The organism is Shewanella sp. GutDb-MelDb (assembly GCF_002836075.1).
Classification (GTDB): domain Bacteria; phylum Pseudomonadota; class Gammaproteobacteria; order Enterobacterales; family Shewanellaceae; genus Shewanella.
On sequence record NZ_PJBM01000259.1, the window covers coordinates 13,933 to 29,264 of the forward strand.

Consider the following 15,332-nt stretch of genomic DNA (forward strand, 5'->3'; position numbering starts at 1 on the left):
TCTAATTAAGATACGATGACCTAGATGACATTGTTAAGCGCGCTAGCAGCAGACCCAAAAATAGAGCTTGAATCATTACAGGCTGGCCCACTTGCGCGCTACCAGCAGCAACTAGCACACACAGAATTTATCGATGACCCGAGCCAATACCAAGCGATTGAAGCCTTAGAGGCATTGTACCTTGCGCTCACATCCTCAAACTCAAGTCGCCCAGCTCATCAAGCGTTAACCGGGTTGTATTTATGGGGGGATGTCGGCCGTGGCAAAACGTTTTTAATGGACCTCTTTTATAACAGTATTGAAAATACCCCGAAATTGCGGCTGCACTTTCATCGTTTTATGGCTCGAATTCATCAAGAGATGATGGCGGAATCCGGTAACAGAGAACCGCTTGCCCGAATTGCTAAACGGATTGCTGGCGAATGTAAGCTACTGTGTTTTGATGAGTTCTTTGTATCTGACATTGGCGATGCGATGATCCTAGGTAAGCTATTTGAAGCCTTGTTTAATGAAGGGGTGACGCTGGTCACCACCTCAAATATCCCCATTAATGAGTTATACCGAAACGGCTTACAACGCCAACGATTTTTAGCCACTATCGACTTATTGAATCAGTTTACTCAAGAAATTCATCTCAACGGTGAAGCTGACCATAGGCTGCGTCACTCAGTTTATCAACAGCGCTATTTTATTAATCACACTGGCACTGCGCAAAGCCAACATCGTGCCTTCGCAGAGCGCTTTAGCACGATGACAGCATCGGCAAAGCCTTGCGCTGCCAAACTCGTGGTGCACAGCAGAGTGATTGATACTATAGAGTATACCGACAACATCGCTTGGTTTCGCTTTGATGCGCTATGCGATGGACCACGTTCTCAGCTAGATTATATTGAAATAGCCACGCGCTTTAACACCGTCATGGTATCAGAGGTGCCTATTTTAGGCGGTGAGCCAAGAAGCTGGATCCGTGCACGCGGCACAGAAGATGGCGTTATCGCCATCGAAACGGGTGAGCGACAGTTGTCGTATGCTGTAAATGATGATCCTGCGAGGCGTTTTATTAGCTTGGTCGATGAGTTATATGACCAAGGCGTAACACTCTATATCCAAGCTGATGTCGCGATGGAAGATTTATACACTGGCGGAGCGTTAAGCTTTGAATTTAGACGTACTTTAAGCCGACTAACCCAAATGCAATCCTTAGCTTACACGAACGATTAAGCTAGCAGCCGACACCCCCTAAGCCACCAAACCGTCGTAAAAGCTGATTAAAAAAGAGCTAGACTACTGGATTGTTCTCGGCTCATAGCCCGCTATGAATATTACTGGGGACTAATCTGATAATACCTTTCTACATTCACCGTCACCTCGCCCCACGTTGAATTGGCGACTCTAGATTGATGAGCAGCAAATGAAGCATGATCAACAAACTCCTCATAGACATTAAAACGACAGCTATCCTGACTATCTTGGGTCACTTCAAATATCAAGCAGCCGAGTTCCTGCTTTGTTAGCTCTGTATGCTGCAATAGCGCATCTTTTACCGTCGCTAACTCGGATATAGCCACCAAGATATAACCCGATAAAATAACCTTAGCCAATCGTTGTTCCTTACCGTACAAAGCCTGTTTACTGGGCGTTAAGCGTTAATGACATAATCAAAATGATAATGGTGCACTCCAGCTTCTATTTTTATCGTCATAGAGCCTGAAATTCCCGTTAACTCACCCGTTCCAGAATCAGGTACCACTAAAACTGACAAAGTATCAGCCCCTCGATTCATCACCCCAGTATGATGAAATGAGACCTCTCCCTTGAGACCGTTAATAACACCCGAGAAGGACTCCATGGCCACATAAGCCGCGGAGTTAGCGACAGAGGTACGCTTACTTAGCATTTGCCCTTGGCTAACACCGCTTATGTCGCCTTCAAATGTTTTAGTAAACGACATTCGTCCAGCATCAATAACGTCATCAGTTGCAGGTGTAAACGCTATTGAAAATTGTCCACTCACCATCATGTATTTCTCCAATCTTTAATTGAACTATTACTGATTAACCCGGTGTATTTACACGACCATTTCTATTGCTGCAATAACAACAATCCAGAAAATTACGCCATAGTGTTAAGGCCTACTCATGATATTTACGTATTACAGCCACTTTGCCATGTTCAATCTCTAACACTTCCATCATGGTTGATGTATATGTGATCGCTTGATTACTTTGTGGGTGGATCCCTTTCGCACTATGGCTGTAGCGGATCGCTATTGCGCTGTCATTAAAGGTAAATAGGTTAAGCAGTTCAGCTTTATATTCAGTATGCGCCCCAAGGTAGAATGTCATTCCTTTGCGCATACTTTGCTTACCATCAGCTGAACGAGAGTCGTCTGTTTCATAAGGAAGATGTTGATGGCCAACGTCATCCGTCAGCAGAGCTAGGTAATTTTCTAACTCTTTTTCTGTGGCATCAGGCGCTTGTGACGCAACCATCACCTCGAAATAGTTTTGAGCAATCTGCTCCATCTCACTTTGGTTGCTCTGTGCTTGTACTGAACAGACAACCAATAAACTTAATGCGATAACAACCAAACGTTTCATAACAAACTCCCTTTTGATGACGATTGAACCTCATAGCAGACAAATGCTTTAAGCTACAAACAAGCCATATGGCCTGTTGTAGTACCTTCAAAAGGTAGGTTCACCAGCCTTGGAGGCCTACCATAACACCCCTTTTATTTGTTATTCAATTGTTACATAAACAGTGATTATCGCGATGGATGGCACTTAATAAAGATGAAGTTGGGTCGATTGCTGAGCTTTTGATAAGTAATGGCGGAAATGCCTTTGACTTTTTCTAACACTTTCCCTTCGCAGATTTGACTAATGACTAAGCCGTTGGATGTTATCGCATCGCTGATCTCAGTGAGTGAGCGACGGTAAAAGCTCACCGCAACAGGCTTACTTATGGTATTCCACTCTTGCTTAACTAACTCTCGTTCAAAATAATTGCCAGATTGCGAACATTCAAAATCAGCAAAGGGATGATGAGTTGAAAAGACCATATAGCCAGCTGGCTTTAAGACCCGGTGGATCTCTTTAAAAACAACGGTTAAATCTTCAACATAGTGCAGTACTAGTGGACACACAATAACATCGGCACTGGCAGACTTTTGCTGCGGCAACCCTAATGATAAATCTTGTACGTAAGCGGTGACTCGTTCTCCTAACTTGGCACGCACTATCTCAACCATTGATTCAGACACATCGACGCAGGTAAGTGACCTAACCCCTTGAGCGATAAAATACTGCGCATAAATTCCTGTACCACAACCCAAGTCAACGACATCGAGCCCTGAAAGGTCATCAAGTAACGCTTGTAAGGACGGCCGTTCTAAACACGCATTGTGAATATTGTCTTGTATTGCTGCATCATATTGCTCAGCATATTTTGAATACAATTCTGATTTCATAAGAGTCTCATCAAATGCAGTTAAACGGGGGCAAGTTTATCATTTACAATGACGATGAGTGGCTAAAGTAGCCGGGGAAATATCTAGATTAAAAGCCTATAGGAAATTTAAAGCTTATATTGGCAGGTTTTCCAGCACTTTCCATTACAGATTATAGCGGTTGTTGAACGCATTAAAACGAGCATCAACACCGCCACGAAGAACAACCAAAAATGGCTAATGCTCAGTTGAAGCTGTGCGTGTTAGCGAATACTATCAGGATATGATGCCGCTAAATAAATAAGAGATGAGGACGGTCATTACCCGTTCTAAAGCATAGGGTTAAACATATAGCTTTCAAATGTGGATATCAGAGTGCTATATGACAGAATCATGTACGACAAACGCGAGCTTAAACAAACATCGCAATCATGCCACCTATCGTCGCAGCGGCTTTTACATATTGGCCTACAGTGTACGAAGAGTCTTCCTTATCTTCTACTTGATCTGGATGATCTAAGCCTAACGCTCCAAAAGCAAAAGACTTTAAATCGGTTATCTCATCAGTATCCGCTGTAGCAGCCGTTTGTTGCTCAAGCATTAGCTTGTCTTTCGCCGCCTCTGAAAGCGTCACTGATGTATCAGGTGCATTCGATTGAGCCGCAGGCTCCACTCGCGGTTGCTTGGTCGTTTCGGTCATATTTGCGGCCGACAATCGGCTGTTAACGCTCGCGAGAGCATCTAAGTTATTAGCCAAATTACTGCTTACACCGCTGACGTATGTCATCAAATAGTCCTTTAAACAACTGCAGGTTATATTGGTGTGTATAGTAGCAGCAAAACGATCAAACCCTCGTTAATGAAAAGTAAAACATGATACAAAACGTATCCTTGTTACAGACTGATTTAACTAAAAAAAGCGTACAGTATGACGTGAAGACAGATAGTGGTGTTCAGTGTCACCATAGGCACTAATATCCAGCTGAGTCAGGCGCGTAATCAAGTGTAATAGTTGATCACCTTTTGGGTTGGCAATACTGTCGTTGGTCAAAATCATAAACTGACTGCTTGCGCTAAAGTGAGCCCCAAACTGGCTCACGCTGACGCGGTGATTAACCAGATACTGCTTATCAATCCAACGCCCGCCTAAATAAATTGCATCACTGGCCGCAGAAGCCACCATAACCACCCCAATATAACTCGGCTCGTTAGCGATAGCTTGATTGATTTGAGCAAATGGCTCTTGGCCCTCGTCAAGGATCAATAAGTGCACCTCTCCCCTAACGTTCTGCAATAACCCCTCTAGATCTTGCACTGTGTTGTCAACAATGACTAACACGGCTGAGTGCTCAACATTGAGCAAGGATGTTGTTGGGCGCTCATTCGCTGTAGCTTCATTAACAAAAAGGAGGCAACACAGCAAAATCAGCCACGTTAATGGGAACTGTCTAGGAAACTTAATCTCTGCAGATGCTGCTTTTATATCGAGTGCTGGATTGAGTTCAGAATCCAGTGTCGAGTCTGACGTATCAAATAAACTGAGATGGGTCAGGCTGTCATTGAAAGTGGAGTATGTTGAAATGTGCTTTAGGCTATCCATGTCAGGCCTCCTACATAGGCTTAGATTTCCTCGGTGTATGTAGGTAATGCATAGAACAAACCAGTTTTATAATTAGTTAAATTTCAGTTAGATAACTCAAGACCATCCAATGAATAGCAATACGTATCGCGATTATTTCTATTTTGCTGCGCAATTTGCGATCAAAAAAAGACCAGACTAAGTCTGGTCTTTTTTGTTTAATTAGCGCTATTAATACAGTGGTTTGATGTTATTAATTAAGAATTCTTTGGTAAATTTCTAGCACTTTTTCAGCATGCTGTTTCACTTCGCTAAAGGGTAAAGTCGTTGCTACCTGTTGCAAAGTTAATCGATGGCTTTCGTCACGAAGATGGCAATAAGCCTGAGTTAACGATTGAGCGCTAGCGATAGGGATAAGTTCAAGCTCTGCTAGTTGTTCAAAAATACGCACATTGTCGGACCAAAAAGACAGCGACGGATACTCACTGGCATTAGCAAGCACAAGATATTGCGCAATAAACTCGATATCGGCGATACCACCGGGACTCTGTTTAAGATCAAACATGCCTTTACCCACTTTAAGCAGATGGTCACGCATTTTAAGTCGCATATCCCGCACATTTTTTGCCAGTACAGCATTATCACGATTCGACTCTAACACCTCAGATCTTAACTCATTAAAACGACTCGATAAGCTATTATCTCCAAACATAAAGCGGGCTCTTACCAGTGCTTGATGCTCCCAGGTCCACGCTTCTTTTCGTTGATAATCGCCAAAGTGCTCTATCTCGCTAACCAGTAAACCCGAAGCTCCAGAGGGACGTAGGCGCATATCGACTTCATACAACTCGCCCGATGTCGTGCGCGTCGAAAACAGGTGCAATATCCGCTGTGCCAGCTTTAAATAGAAGTGACCCACATCAATCGCTCTACCACCATTGGTTTGCCCACCCTGCTTAGCATTATGTAAGAACACTAAATCGAGATCAGAACCATAGCCAAGTTCTAAGCCACCAGCCTTACCGTAGCCTATCACCGCAAAGCCCATCTCATTAGTCTTGAGGCCTTCGGGCACCCCATGACGAGTGCTCACCTGCAACCAAGCTTGCTGCACCACTTGTTCAATTATCGCCTCTGCTAGAAAAGTAAGATGGTCGCTCACTTGCATCACGGGTAAGACTCCCGTGACATCAGCCGCCGCAATTTTTAACTGTTGTGATAACTTAAATTGTCGCAACGCTTCCATCTGCTGCTCCATATCATCTTCAGGAACACGGAGCAGGTATTGCCTTAGCTCACTACTATAATCATCAAGCGAAGTGGTATCGTAGAGCTGCGCAGGATCAATAAGCTCATCAAGCAACATGGGAAATTTTGCTAACTGCTCTGCAATCCATGGGCTGGCACAGCAAAGACTGACGAGTTGTTGCCGCGCTCCTGGGTTTTCACAGAGTAACTCAAGGTATGTTGTGCGAGTTAAAATCTGATCTAGCACTTTAGAGACGGGTTCAAATGCTTTAGTGGGTTGCGAATGTAACGACAAGTCACACAATAATCTTGGCATCAGTTTGTCGAGTGTTTCTCTGCCGCGTGGCCCTATGGTCCTACGCACTACCGTGTCGTGCCAACGCTTTAACATGGGCCACAATTGCAACTCAACCTCTTGTTCATCTAAAATCGCGAATGCGGTTTCTTCCTCCTGCGCATCCCATAATTGCTGCGACCAAGTTTCACTTTTGTCATCTTGATTATCACCACCAACAGTCTCTTTGAAATGACGATGAATACAGGCCATTGCACCTTCAATTTGTTGCCTTAGATCCATCTCATTATCGGCATTTAAGGCCCAACATAAACGGTCCCAATCCAATTCTTTAACAGGCAGGGTTTGAGTTTGCTCATCATTAATGGCTTGCAGTAAATTTTCGACTCGGCGCAACATTAGATAGCTTTGCTTAAGTTCATCAAGCGCGAGATACTCAATTTGCCCAAGCTGATATAGCGTCTCAATAGCGGCGAATAAGCTTTGCTGCCTTAATGAAGGCTCTCGCCCCCCGCGAATAAGCTGAAAACTTTGTACCACAAACTCCACTTCGCGAATGCCACCAGCACCCAGTTTTATATTGTCAGTTAGCTTTCTACGTCGCACCTCTTGAGTGATAAGGCCTTTCATTTTTCGCAGTGATTCAATGGCAGAAAAATCAAGATAACGGCGATATACAAACGGTCTCAATAAATCATGCAGTTCATCAGAGTCGGCCGTCCAGGGGCCTAACGCACGCGCTTTTACCATCGCGTAACGCTCCCAATCTCGACCTTGCTCTTGGTAATAGTCTTCAAGGCCACTGAAACTAACCACTAAAGGTCCGCTTTCGCCATAGGGACGCAAACGCATATCGACCCGATAAACAAAGCCGTCAACCGTCACTTGATGCAACAGATTAACTAAACGTTGTCCCATACGGATAAAAAACTGTTGATTGTCAATTGAGCGTCGTCCGCCAATCGTTTCACCGTGTTCAGGAAAGGTGAATACCAGATCAATATCTGACGAAAAGTTTAGCTCACGGCCACCGAGTTTCCCCATGCCAAGGATCAATAGCTTTTGCGCCACCCCTTCGGGGCTTGTCGGTGTACCCAGCGTTGCGCACATATCGTGATATAGCCAATCACGCCCCGCAATAACCAATGCCTCAGCTAATACTGATAGATCTAATAAAGATTCTTCCAGCGAGGTGTATCCCATAAAATCTCGCCAGGCGATACCTACCATTTGGCGGTTACGATATTGACGCAAGATTTGCTTAATCTGCTCTTCGTCATTCACCGCACTTAACAATTCATGCAGATCGCTGGCGAAAGACTTTCGGTCAGTGCCATTAAGCTGAGATTCAAATAGCGCTGTTATCCATTGCGGGTATCGACATAGTTGCGCGGCAACAAAGTCACTTAACGCCATGATGGTCTTAAGCTCTTGTTGCTGCTCATTCGACAAGGAGGCTAGCGCCTCAGGAGAGGTATCGACGAATCTTTGCCAGTAGTTTTCAACGTTAGCAGCCATTTGAGTGGAAACTTCTTTTTTACCCCGTAAAGCCGCGCGCATAATAATCCCTAACAATTCTTACTATCGACATATTATGTCCACAGTGCTATAAAAATGTGATTGAGTTTTTTAAATGATGTTGGCTAGATGAGCAATTAAGTGCTTATAGCCCTTTGAAACATCAATCATTGTATTTTTGTGCTTTAATACAGAATACTATACCCAAAGCTGTAGTAATTGCAGTACAGCAAGGCTGTTTCTCTAGCAAATTCAATATTTCAGCACATGAAAGATTAATTTTATGTACTTAAATATCAAGTTAAAAAGAGAATATAATCCCGAGTCGCTGCTAATCACTAGCGCTTACCTTAACTGATTTTTGGAGAAAGCATGGCAGGAATGCTAATTCGTGTTCTCACCGTTATATTGGCGTTATCACTCGCAGGATGCGGTGATGATAGACCAGAGCAAATAGCAAAGTACCAGCAGCTCAGTCAGCAACGCTTGGATACGCTTAGCACCATGCTCAATGACGGCCAAGTGCGTAATGCCAATTTATTGCAGCAATATACGCGTATTTTATCTCAGCAAAAACCTGATCTGGTGCCACTGCTTAATCAGCTCGCTACTGATGCGACAGCTCGAGGCCCGATGTTTACTTCGCTAACCCGCAGGTTAACTGAAGCTCAGAATGCAGCGAATTTTGTTGATCTCGATCAGCAACTCGCCGAAGTTGAAAACCTATATCAGGCAATGGACCCAAGTCTTTATAACGACATGCTGTCAGATCAACTCAATGTGGTTGCAGATATGTCTGATGGCGCGCTTGCCCGAGTCAATTCCATCAGTCGCGAAGCTGCTACTTTGGCGAATGGCTCTGAAGACTTTGGCGCTGGCAGCCAGTTAGTGGGCAACCCGTCTTACGGCAACTGGCAATCAGGCTCGAGTGGGATGTCAATTTGGGCTTGGTACGGCATGTACTCAATGTTCTCGAATCTAACCCGAGGCCCTATCGGATACGATCGCTGGTCAAGTCGTCGTAACTATAGCTATTACAATGATGTTGGCCGTTATCGTTATACCTCGCCTAAACAAGCCAGATCGCAAACTCAAACCTTTGAGCGCACCAAAAAGCAATTTAGTTCTCAAGGTAAGAAGTTTGATAGTCCATACGCCAAATCGCGTACGGGCTCTACCAGCTTGTCGAGACAAAGTACCAGCACGCCTAAAGCTAGTTCAACAGGACGCACTGCGAGTAGCAAGAGCAAGTTCCGCTCAAATTACTCTAAAGACAGTAGCTTTCGTAATTCAAGCAGTCGTACCACTCGCGGTGTTCGCCGAGGCAAATAATTAAGGGACTTTCATGACATTTTTTCAACACTACGGCATCACGCCAGAACTACTGATTATTTTGGCAATTGATCTAACCATTGCTGTGTTACTGCTGACATTAATGCGTTACCTGCAAGGCTGGACTATCAAGGTAAATAGTCGTAAAGAGCTTGCTGAAAACGACAACTTTGCTTTTGGTATCAGCACTGCTGGCGCGGTTGCGGCATTAGGTATTGTGCTGACTGGCGCTATCACCGGAGAGGCAGCTGAATCCTACCTAGTCGAAGCTATTGGCATGTCCGCTTACGGATTATTTGGGCTGATACTGATTAAACTAGGTCGATTTTTACATGACAAAGTGGCACTAAATGAGATTGATAAAAATGCCCTGATCATTAAAGGTAATATCTCAGTCGCCATTGTTGATGCCACTGCAGCCATTGCAACCGCCATCATCATCCGCTCAGTGCTGATGTGGGCGGAAGACCTTACGGTTTATACCTTTATCGCTATATTTAGTGCTTTTGCTATCTCGCAGCTCATGCTAGTCGTACTGACGCGTGTGCGTGCCAAGCGCTATGCCGACCGTAATCAAAATGCTTCTATGCAAGCAGCACTGGCTCAAGGTCATATCGCTTTGGCTATTAGGCATAGTGGCTACATGCTAGCGATGGCATTTAGTTTTAATGCGGCAAGTCACTTTATTATTTTCAATCCAGAAGCTTATGTTGCCAATCTATTCGGTTGGTTAATGTTCTCTGTCATTATGCTGGTGTCCTTATCTATTTTGATAAAGATTGTCAAAAAGTTAGTCCTCGCCAACATTGATCTGTTTGATGAAGTAGAGAAGCAAAATAACATTGGTGTTGCTGCTGTTGAAATGGCAATCAGTGTTTCAATCGCGCTTATTCTCGCGGCGTTAATGGCCTAATGTAAGCCTAAAGATGGGAGCGGTTATCATCGCTCCCTTTTTCATACCATAGATAAACCAATAGACTCACCATGCCAAACACCTCTCACAGCGACACCTTAAATCCGAATACAATAAAGCCGGCAAAACTAGGCTGGTTTGATGATCTATTACTGCTAGGCATTATGGCCGTTCTGGCAGGCTGCGGCTTGATCTATGAGTATCTACTCTCACACTATGCTGGCCGCATACTCGGCGCGCTTGAAGCCGCTATTTACACCATGATCGGCCTGATGATCGTATCCATGGGTATTGGTGCCTTTGCCGCGCGGAAAATTCGCTGTGCCTTTACCGGCTTTGCCGTACTTGAGCTCAGCGTCGCGCTATGTGGCTCGTTAGCCATCTTGATCACCGCTAGTGTTATTGGCTTTGGCCAACAGCTACCGTTAATTGTGGCTCAAACACTCGGTCTTCCAAGCGATCAACTCCCTAATGGCGGGTTTATCGCAACCTTACAAAAACTCAGTGAGTACTTACCTTATTTTTGGGGAGTATTACTTGGATTAATGATTGGTATGGAGATCCCGTTAATCGCTAGAGTTCGCCAGGCTTTGTCTGACGAACACTTGATGCATAATGCGGGCACTATCTATGGCGCTGATTATATCGGCGCAGGCATTGGCGCAGCCATCTGGGTAGGCTTTATGCTTGCCATTGATATTCAGTTAGCCGCGTCGTTAACCGCCAGCTTTAATTTACTCGCTGGCTTTCTATTTATTTGGCGTTTTTGGACTAAAATCCGCCATGTAAAACTGCTGCTGGTCGGCCATATTGCTGCAACAGGTGTACTTCTCTTATTAGCACTGCATGGCCCTTCTTGGGAGCAAAGTTTTAATAACTTACTCTACAAGGACAATGTAGTTTACGCTAAAGCAACGCGTTTTCAGCAACTCACTTTCACTGAGCGCTTAAGAGGAAATGGACTCGGCCCAGTTCACTCGCTCTATATTAACGGTCGCCTGCAGTTTTCCAGTAGCGACGAACACATATATCACTCCTTTTTAGTCCACCCTACGCTTGCAGCCAGCGCGCGTCATGACAAAATTTTAATCATAGGCGGTGGAGATGGTTTAGGGCTTGCTCAAGTGCTTAAGTGGCAGCCTAAACAGGTCACATTAATGGACTTAGATAAAGAGCTGGTAAAGCTATTCAAAACGCCAAACACCGATATGCCTGCACATCTAACGAAAGCATTAATGGCACTCAATAAAGATGCACTGAATGACCCTAGAGTCAGACTGATATTTGACGATGCTTTCAATGGGGTAGACCAATTACTTAAAAATGAGGAAAAATTCGATGCCATTATCGTTGACCTTCCCGACCCAAGCCATCCCGATCTTAACAAGCTTTATTCAGATACTTTCTATCTGAAGCTAAAGGAACTTATGAGTGCGGATGCTGCCATAACAATACAGTCAACATCACCGTATCATGCGCCTAAAGCATTTATTTCAGTGGGTAAGACTTTGGAGTTAGCTGGCTTTACGGTGGATCAATACCACCATAATGTGCCCAGTTTTGGCGAATGGGGTTGGACTATTGCGACATTAAGTGGCAAAAGTGCCAAATCTAGACTAGATGAAATACAGCAATTACCCATAGATGATGCTTGGTTTACACCAGAATTAATGCATGCCGCTTTTGCATTCCCGGGTAATTTTTATATCGATAAACAGGCTATCAAACCAAATACCTTGGGTTCGAGTCAGTTATACCAGTACCACCAGCAAGCTTGGTTAGAAAATCAGTAAAGCTTATTTTTTACACCGCAAAGATAGCACTTGACATATTATGTCCTGATGTTATCTTTAATCGCAGACATAATATGTCAATAAGGACAAATATGAATATCCACAACATTGCCAACCATCTAAATGAACTTGGCGACAATGGCCATACTGGCTTTCAATTTGATTGTTATCCAATTGATGGCGACGTGGAAGTCTTGCAGGTTAACATCGTTGGCCGAGAAGAGATCCCGGTGTTCTTATCGGTTACGGACAACCAGATCCTTTGCATCAGCTATTTATGGGGCGAGGATGAAGTGAATCAAGAGCGTCGTAGTGAGATGTTTGAGACCATGTTAGAACTCAACATTCCAATGCCACTTTCATCGTTCGCCAAGATTGATGACAAGTATGTGGTATACGGCGCACTATCAGTACAATCAAGCATCGAAGAGATAGAACAAGAACTATCTGTTCTATCTGACAACTGTCTCGAAGTAATCGACGAACTCGCCGATTACCTTAAATAAAGGAGCCACATTATGGGCATTCTAAACAAGATTCTTACTGCTTTTCGCGGTGGCGCAACTGAAGTTGGCCAAGGTATTGTAGACGCAAACTCAACACGTATTTTTGAACAAGAGATCCGTGATGCAGCGAAACATCTGACTAAAGCTAAACGCGACTTAACTGAAGTGATGGCAAAAGAGATGCAAGCCAGCCGTGAAGTTGACCGCCTTAAGCGTGCAGTTGCTGAACATGAAGGTTACGTAGCACAAGCACTTGAAAAAGGTAACGAAGCATTAGCACTAGAAGTTGCTGAGAAAATCGCTGAACTGGATCAAGAACTTAATGACCAGCAATCTGCCAACGAAAGCTTCAGCGCACATGCGACTCGCCTAAAAGAGCTAGTACGTAAAACTGAACGTCAAGTCACTGATTACCAACGCCAACTGACGATGGTAAAGACGACAGAAAGCGTACAAAAAGCGACTGCAACAATTACCGATTCGTTTGCGGGCAGTAACTCAAAGTTACTTAACGCTAAAGATTCGCTAGAGCGCATCAAAGCTCGTCAGCAGTCATTTGATGATCGCCTTAAGGCATCTGAGACGCTAGCGGAAGAAAACAACGACAAAGCGCTGCATGATAAGCTAGCGGAAGCAGGTATTGGTGAGCAGAAGTCTAACGCTAACGCTGTACTTGATCGCATTAAAGCCCGTAAAGGCTAAAGGAGTATGACGTGGGATTTCTAAGTGGCCTATTTGGCAAGAAAGAGGAACCTAAACGTCAACTCGACCACCCATCAAAGCTAGATAAGGGGGATATGATCTCCCTTGATGATAGCTTTGCGCTGCCACCACAATTACGTGGGCAGCAGCTAAGAGTTGAAGCGGTTAATACTTATGAGTATGAGCGCAAACAGCAAACGGAATGGGTGCTAAAAGGGCACGGAAGTGACACCATCTTTCTCGGCTTAGATGAAGATGATGAAACTTACCTCGCGTTGTCGATAAAGGTTAATCGTGGTTTAGTCGAGCAGCTATTCAATCTAGAGCAATTTAGCGCTATTTTTGAAGAACCTGGCAAAGCAGAGCTAACCACCAGTGAATTGTCACCTGAGCTAGCAACTGAATTTGAACAGTGGTTGTCACCTCAATATCATCAGGTCACATTTGCAGGTTTTGGTTACTTTCACCGTCAGGATTATCGGGGCAATAAGCCACCTCAAGATGCCGATGGCCCTACAGGCGATCCTTTTGAATCATACCAATTACTGGATGACGATGAAGATAAGGCCATTGATATCGAAGTCTATGATGGGGGTGAAACAGATGTCATGTTGACACTTTACCGCCCTCTATCAGACATCCGGGACTATTGGCCTGGCGCATAATTTAAAGGTTCTAACGTGACTCACGTTAGAACCTTTTTTATTTCTAGCGCTATGAGTGATAGCATTAACCTATAAAGCCGTTTCTATGGATAGGTAATATCTTACGCATGAGCAAGCAAAAGAATCCGTTGCCGGAACAGTGGCAGCAAAATCAAAAAGCCGCTAAGGCCACTCAAATTGCCTTTGATTTGGATGAGAAATTTCAATATTCCATCCGTAAAGCCGCGCTTGATGCCGGTGTCAGTCCTTCAGATCAAATTAGAGACATTCTCGGGTTAAGTGTGACTAAACGTCCTAAACGCCCTCGCCTTACCGTATCCTTAAGCGCGGAAGACTATGCCCAGCTCGCTGAAAGGTACAACTTAAAAGCAGAGCAACAGTTAGAGATCAAAAAACACGTACTGGATGATCTCATTAAATTCAGTGCCGAAGACTAACGCCCCGAAGACTTATTTTGCTTCCCGGTTTAGGGAAAGTGCAGCAAGAACGATGGATCGATAAATGACTAACGAAAAGCGCTGGATCATACAACCTGAAACGCCGCCAACACCATTCCAGCTTGCGATGATGCTGTTGTCGTTGCTCTCTGTCGTTGTAGTGCTCGTGCTTACATTTGGCGGCCTTGATGGCGAGACTAGGCGCTTACTGTTCTTTATAGATACCTGTATTTGTCTTCTCTTCATGTCGAATTTTTTCTATGGCCTATTCAAAGCAGAGAGTAAAAAAACTTACTTTAAGCATCATTGGATAGATCTAGTTGCCAGTATCCCAGCAATTGAAGCACTGAGAATGGCACGACTTTTTCAGATCCTTCGTGTTGTCAGACTCATTCGTATGACCCGTTCCCTAATTGTCCCTATGGTCAAACAGCGTCGCCAAGCCACTCTGGCAAGCTTGTTAGTGGCTTTAGTGACGATTCTTACCTTTGCCTCTGTTTTGGTACTTATTGTCGAGAGCGGTGTTGAAGGGGCTAATATTGAGACTGCTGAAGATGCTATTTGGTGGGCTTTAGTCACAATATCGACTGTCGGTTACGGTGACTACTACCCAGTGACCACAGCTGGACATATTATCGGTGGTATGGTCATTGTGTGTGGCGTCAGCTTTTTTGGTATTATTTCTGGTTATATGGCCTCAGTATTTGTCGCCCCAGACGAAGCCGAAAAACTCGAGAGCCACAGTGAAGAGATCCGCTCAGAGCTGCAAATGAGTCTTGCTCGCATGGAAGCCAACCAACAACAGCTGCTTAAAGAGATAGAAGCGTTAAAATTAGAGATGAGAGACGCCAAAAAATAAGCCCGCACATTGGCGGGCTCAATCATTAAAAACG

The 15,332-nt window shown here is 44.3% G+C and carries 16 protein-coding genes; 9 read left to right on the forward strand and 7 right to left on the reverse strand.

The annotated features are described in order from the left end of the window. The first annotated feature begins 24 nt into the window (after window positions 1–24). A complete protein-coding gene (gene zapE, locus CXF82_RS18870) occupies window positions 25–1,221 on the forward strand; it encodes a cell division protein ZapE (protein WP_102038053.1) in 1,197 nt (398 codons plus the stop codon). 101 nt (window positions 1,222–1,322) lie between these two features. On the opposite strand, the gene CXF82_RS18875 is transcribed toward zapE, so the two are convergent. The 7 genes from CXF82_RS18875 to glnE form a co-directional block, all read right to left on the reverse strand. After that, window positions 1,323–1,601, reverse strand: coding sequence for a putative quinol monooxygenase (locus CXF82_RS18875; protein WP_102038052.1), 279 nt, complete (start codon window positions 1,599–1,601; stop codon window positions 1,323–1,325). A gap of 38 nt (window positions 1,602–1,639) precedes the next feature. Then, window positions 1,640–2,020, reverse strand: a complete 381-nt coding sequence (locus CXF82_RS18880) for a DUF3224 domain-containing protein (RefSeq protein ID WP_101092494.1) — start codon at window positions 2,018–2,020, stop codon at window positions 1,640–1,642. Between the two features lie 112 nt (window positions 2,021–2,132). Continuing rightward, entirely contained in the window at window positions 2,133–2,600 is a 468-nt protein-coding gene (locus tag CXF82_RS18885) for a nuclear transport factor 2 family protein (protein WP_101092495.1), read from the reverse strand. A gap of 167 nt (window positions 2,601–2,767) precedes the next feature. After that, window positions 2,768–3,472, reverse strand: coding sequence for a class I SAM-dependent DNA methyltransferase (locus CXF82_RS18890; RefSeq protein WP_102044756.1), 705 nt, complete (start codon window positions 3,470–3,472; stop codon window positions 2,768–2,770). A 391-nt stretch (window positions 3,473–3,863) separates the two neighbouring features. Next, window positions 3,864–4,238: a hypothetical protein gene (locus tag CXF82_RS18895; protein ID WP_101092497.1), complete on the reverse strand. Its 375-nt coding sequence runs from the start codon at window positions 4,236–4,238 to the stop codon at window positions 3,864–3,866. A gap of 123 nt (window positions 4,239–4,361) precedes the next feature. Further along, window positions 4,362–5,051: a DUF4347 domain-containing protein gene (locus CXF82_RS18900; RefSeq protein ID WP_101092498.1), complete on the reverse strand. Its 690-nt coding sequence runs from the start codon at window positions 5,049–5,051 to the stop codon at window positions 4,362–4,364. 232 nt (window positions 5,052–5,283) lie between these two features. Next, window positions 5,284–8,091, reverse strand: coding sequence for a bifunctional [glutamate--ammonia ligase]-adenylyl-L-tyrosine phosphorylase/[glutamate--ammonia-ligase] adenylyltransferase (glnE, locus tag CXF82_RS18905; RefSeq protein WP_257982826.1), 2,808 nt, complete (start codon window positions 8,089–8,091; stop codon window positions 5,284–5,286). Between the two features lie 372 nt (window positions 8,092–8,463). Here glnE and CXF82_RS18910 point away from each other — a divergent pair, with 372 nt between their 5' ends. The 8 genes from CXF82_RS18910 (at window position 8,464) to CXF82_RS18945 (ending at window position 15,298) form a co-directional block, all read left to right on the forward strand. After that, window positions 8,464–9,423 (forward strand): hypothetical protein, encoded by a 960-nt coding sequence (locus tag CXF82_RS18910; protein WP_101092500.1) that lies wholly within the window; start codon window positions 8,464–8,466, stop codon window positions 9,421–9,423. 13 nt (window positions 9,424–9,436) lie between these two features. Continuing rightward, window positions 9,437–10,336 (forward strand): DUF350 domain-containing protein, encoded by a 900-nt coding sequence (locus tag CXF82_RS18915; protein ID WP_102044758.1) that lies wholly within the window; start codon window positions 9,437–9,439, stop codon window positions 10,334–10,336. A 71-nt stretch (window positions 10,337–10,407) separates the two neighbouring features. Beyond that, window positions 10,408–12,129 (forward strand): polyamine aminopropyltransferase, encoded by a 1,722-nt coding sequence (locus CXF82_RS18920; protein ID WP_101092502.1) that lies wholly within the window; start codon window positions 10,408–10,410, stop codon window positions 12,127–12,129. Between the two features lie 92 nt (window positions 12,130–12,221). Continuing rightward, window positions 12,222–12,635, forward strand: coding sequence for a YjfI family protein (locus CXF82_RS18925; protein ID WP_101092503.1), 414 nt, complete (start codon window positions 12,222–12,224; stop codon window positions 12,633–12,635). Window positions 12,636–12,647: 12 nt separating this feature from the next. Further along, the gene (locus tag CXF82_RS18930; protein WP_101092504.1) at window positions 12,648–13,337 is read left to right on the forward strand and encodes a PspA/IM30 family protein; all 690 of its coding nucleotides are present in this window, start codon (window positions 12,648–12,650) and stop codon (window positions 13,335–13,337) included. Window positions 13,338–13,348: 11 nt separating this feature from the next. Further along, window positions 13,349–14,002, forward strand: coding sequence for a DUF4178 domain-containing protein (locus CXF82_RS18935; RefSeq protein ID WP_101092505.1), 654 nt, complete (start codon window positions 13,349–13,351; stop codon window positions 14,000–14,002). A gap of 107 nt (window positions 14,003–14,109) precedes the next feature. Then, window positions 14,110–14,439 carry a hypothetical protein gene (locus tag CXF82_RS18940; protein WP_101092506.1) on the forward strand — a complete coding sequence of 110 codons (330 nt, stop codon included), beginning with the start codon at window positions 14,110–14,112 and terminating at the stop codon, window positions 14,437–14,439. A 64-nt stretch (window positions 14,440–14,503) separates the two neighbouring features. Then, complete coding sequence (locus tag CXF82_RS18945) at window positions 14,504–15,298, forward strand: potassium channel family protein (RefSeq protein ID WP_101092507.1); 795 nt, start codon at window positions 14,504–14,506, stop codon at window positions 15,296–15,298. Window positions 15,299–15,332: the final 34 nt, after the last annotated feature.

What these genes read in the sequence shown, in the direction of transcription:
- zapE (WP_102038053.1), top strand. Translation starts at nt 25, where the DNA reads ATGACATTGTTAAGCGCGCTAGCAGCAGACCCAAAAATAGAGCTTGAA.
- CXF82_RS18880 (WP_101092494.1), bottom strand. Translation starts at nt 2,020, where the DNA reads ATGATGGTGAGTGGACAATTTTCAATAGCGTTTACACCTGCAACTGAT.
- CXF82_RS18885 (WP_101092495.1), bottom strand. Translation starts at nt 2,600, where the DNA reads ATGAAACGTTTGGTTGTTATCGCATTAAGTTTATTGGTTGTCTGTTCA.
- CXF82_RS18890 (WP_102044756.1), bottom strand. Translation starts at nt 3,472, where the DNA reads ATGAAATCAGAATTGTATTCAAAATATGCTGAGCAATATGATGCAGCA.
- CXF82_RS18895 (WP_101092497.1), bottom strand. Translation starts at nt 4,238, where the DNA reads ATGACATACGTCAGCGGTGTAAGCAGTAATTTGGCTAATAACTTAGAT.
- CXF82_RS18900 (WP_101092498.1), bottom strand. Translation starts at nt 5,051, where the DNA reads ATGGATAGCCTAAAGCACATTTCAACATACTCCACTTTCAATGACAGC.
- glnE (WP_257982826.1), bottom strand. Translation starts at nt 8,091, where the DNA reads ATGGCTGCTAACGTTGAAAACTACTGGCAAAGATTCGTCGATACCTCT.
- CXF82_RS18910 (WP_101092500.1), top strand. Translation starts at nt 8,464, where the DNA reads ATGGCAGGAATGCTAATTCGTGTTCTCACCGTTATATTGGCGTTATCA.
- CXF82_RS18915 (WP_102044758.1), top strand. Translation starts at nt 9,437, where the DNA reads ATGACATTTTTTCAACACTACGGCATCACGCCAGAACTACTGATTATT.
- CXF82_RS18920 (WP_101092502.1), top strand. Translation starts at nt 10,408, where the DNA reads ATGCCAAACACCTCTCACAGCGACACCTTAAATCCGAATACAATAAAG.
- CXF82_RS18925 (WP_101092503.1), top strand. Translation starts at nt 12,222, where the DNA reads ATGAATATCCACAACATTGCCAACCATCTAAATGAACTTGGCGACAAT.
- CXF82_RS18930 (WP_101092504.1), top strand. Translation starts at nt 12,648, where the DNA reads ATGGGCATTCTAAACAAGATTCTTACTGCTTTTCGCGGTGGCGCAACT.
- CXF82_RS18940 (WP_101092506.1), top strand. Translation starts at nt 14,110, where the DNA reads ATGAGCAAGCAAAAGAATCCGTTGCCGGAACAGTGGCAGCAAAATCAA.
- CXF82_RS18945 (WP_101092507.1), top strand. Translation starts at nt 14,504, where the DNA reads ATGACTAACGAAAAGCGCTGGATCATACAACCTGAAACGCCGCCAACA.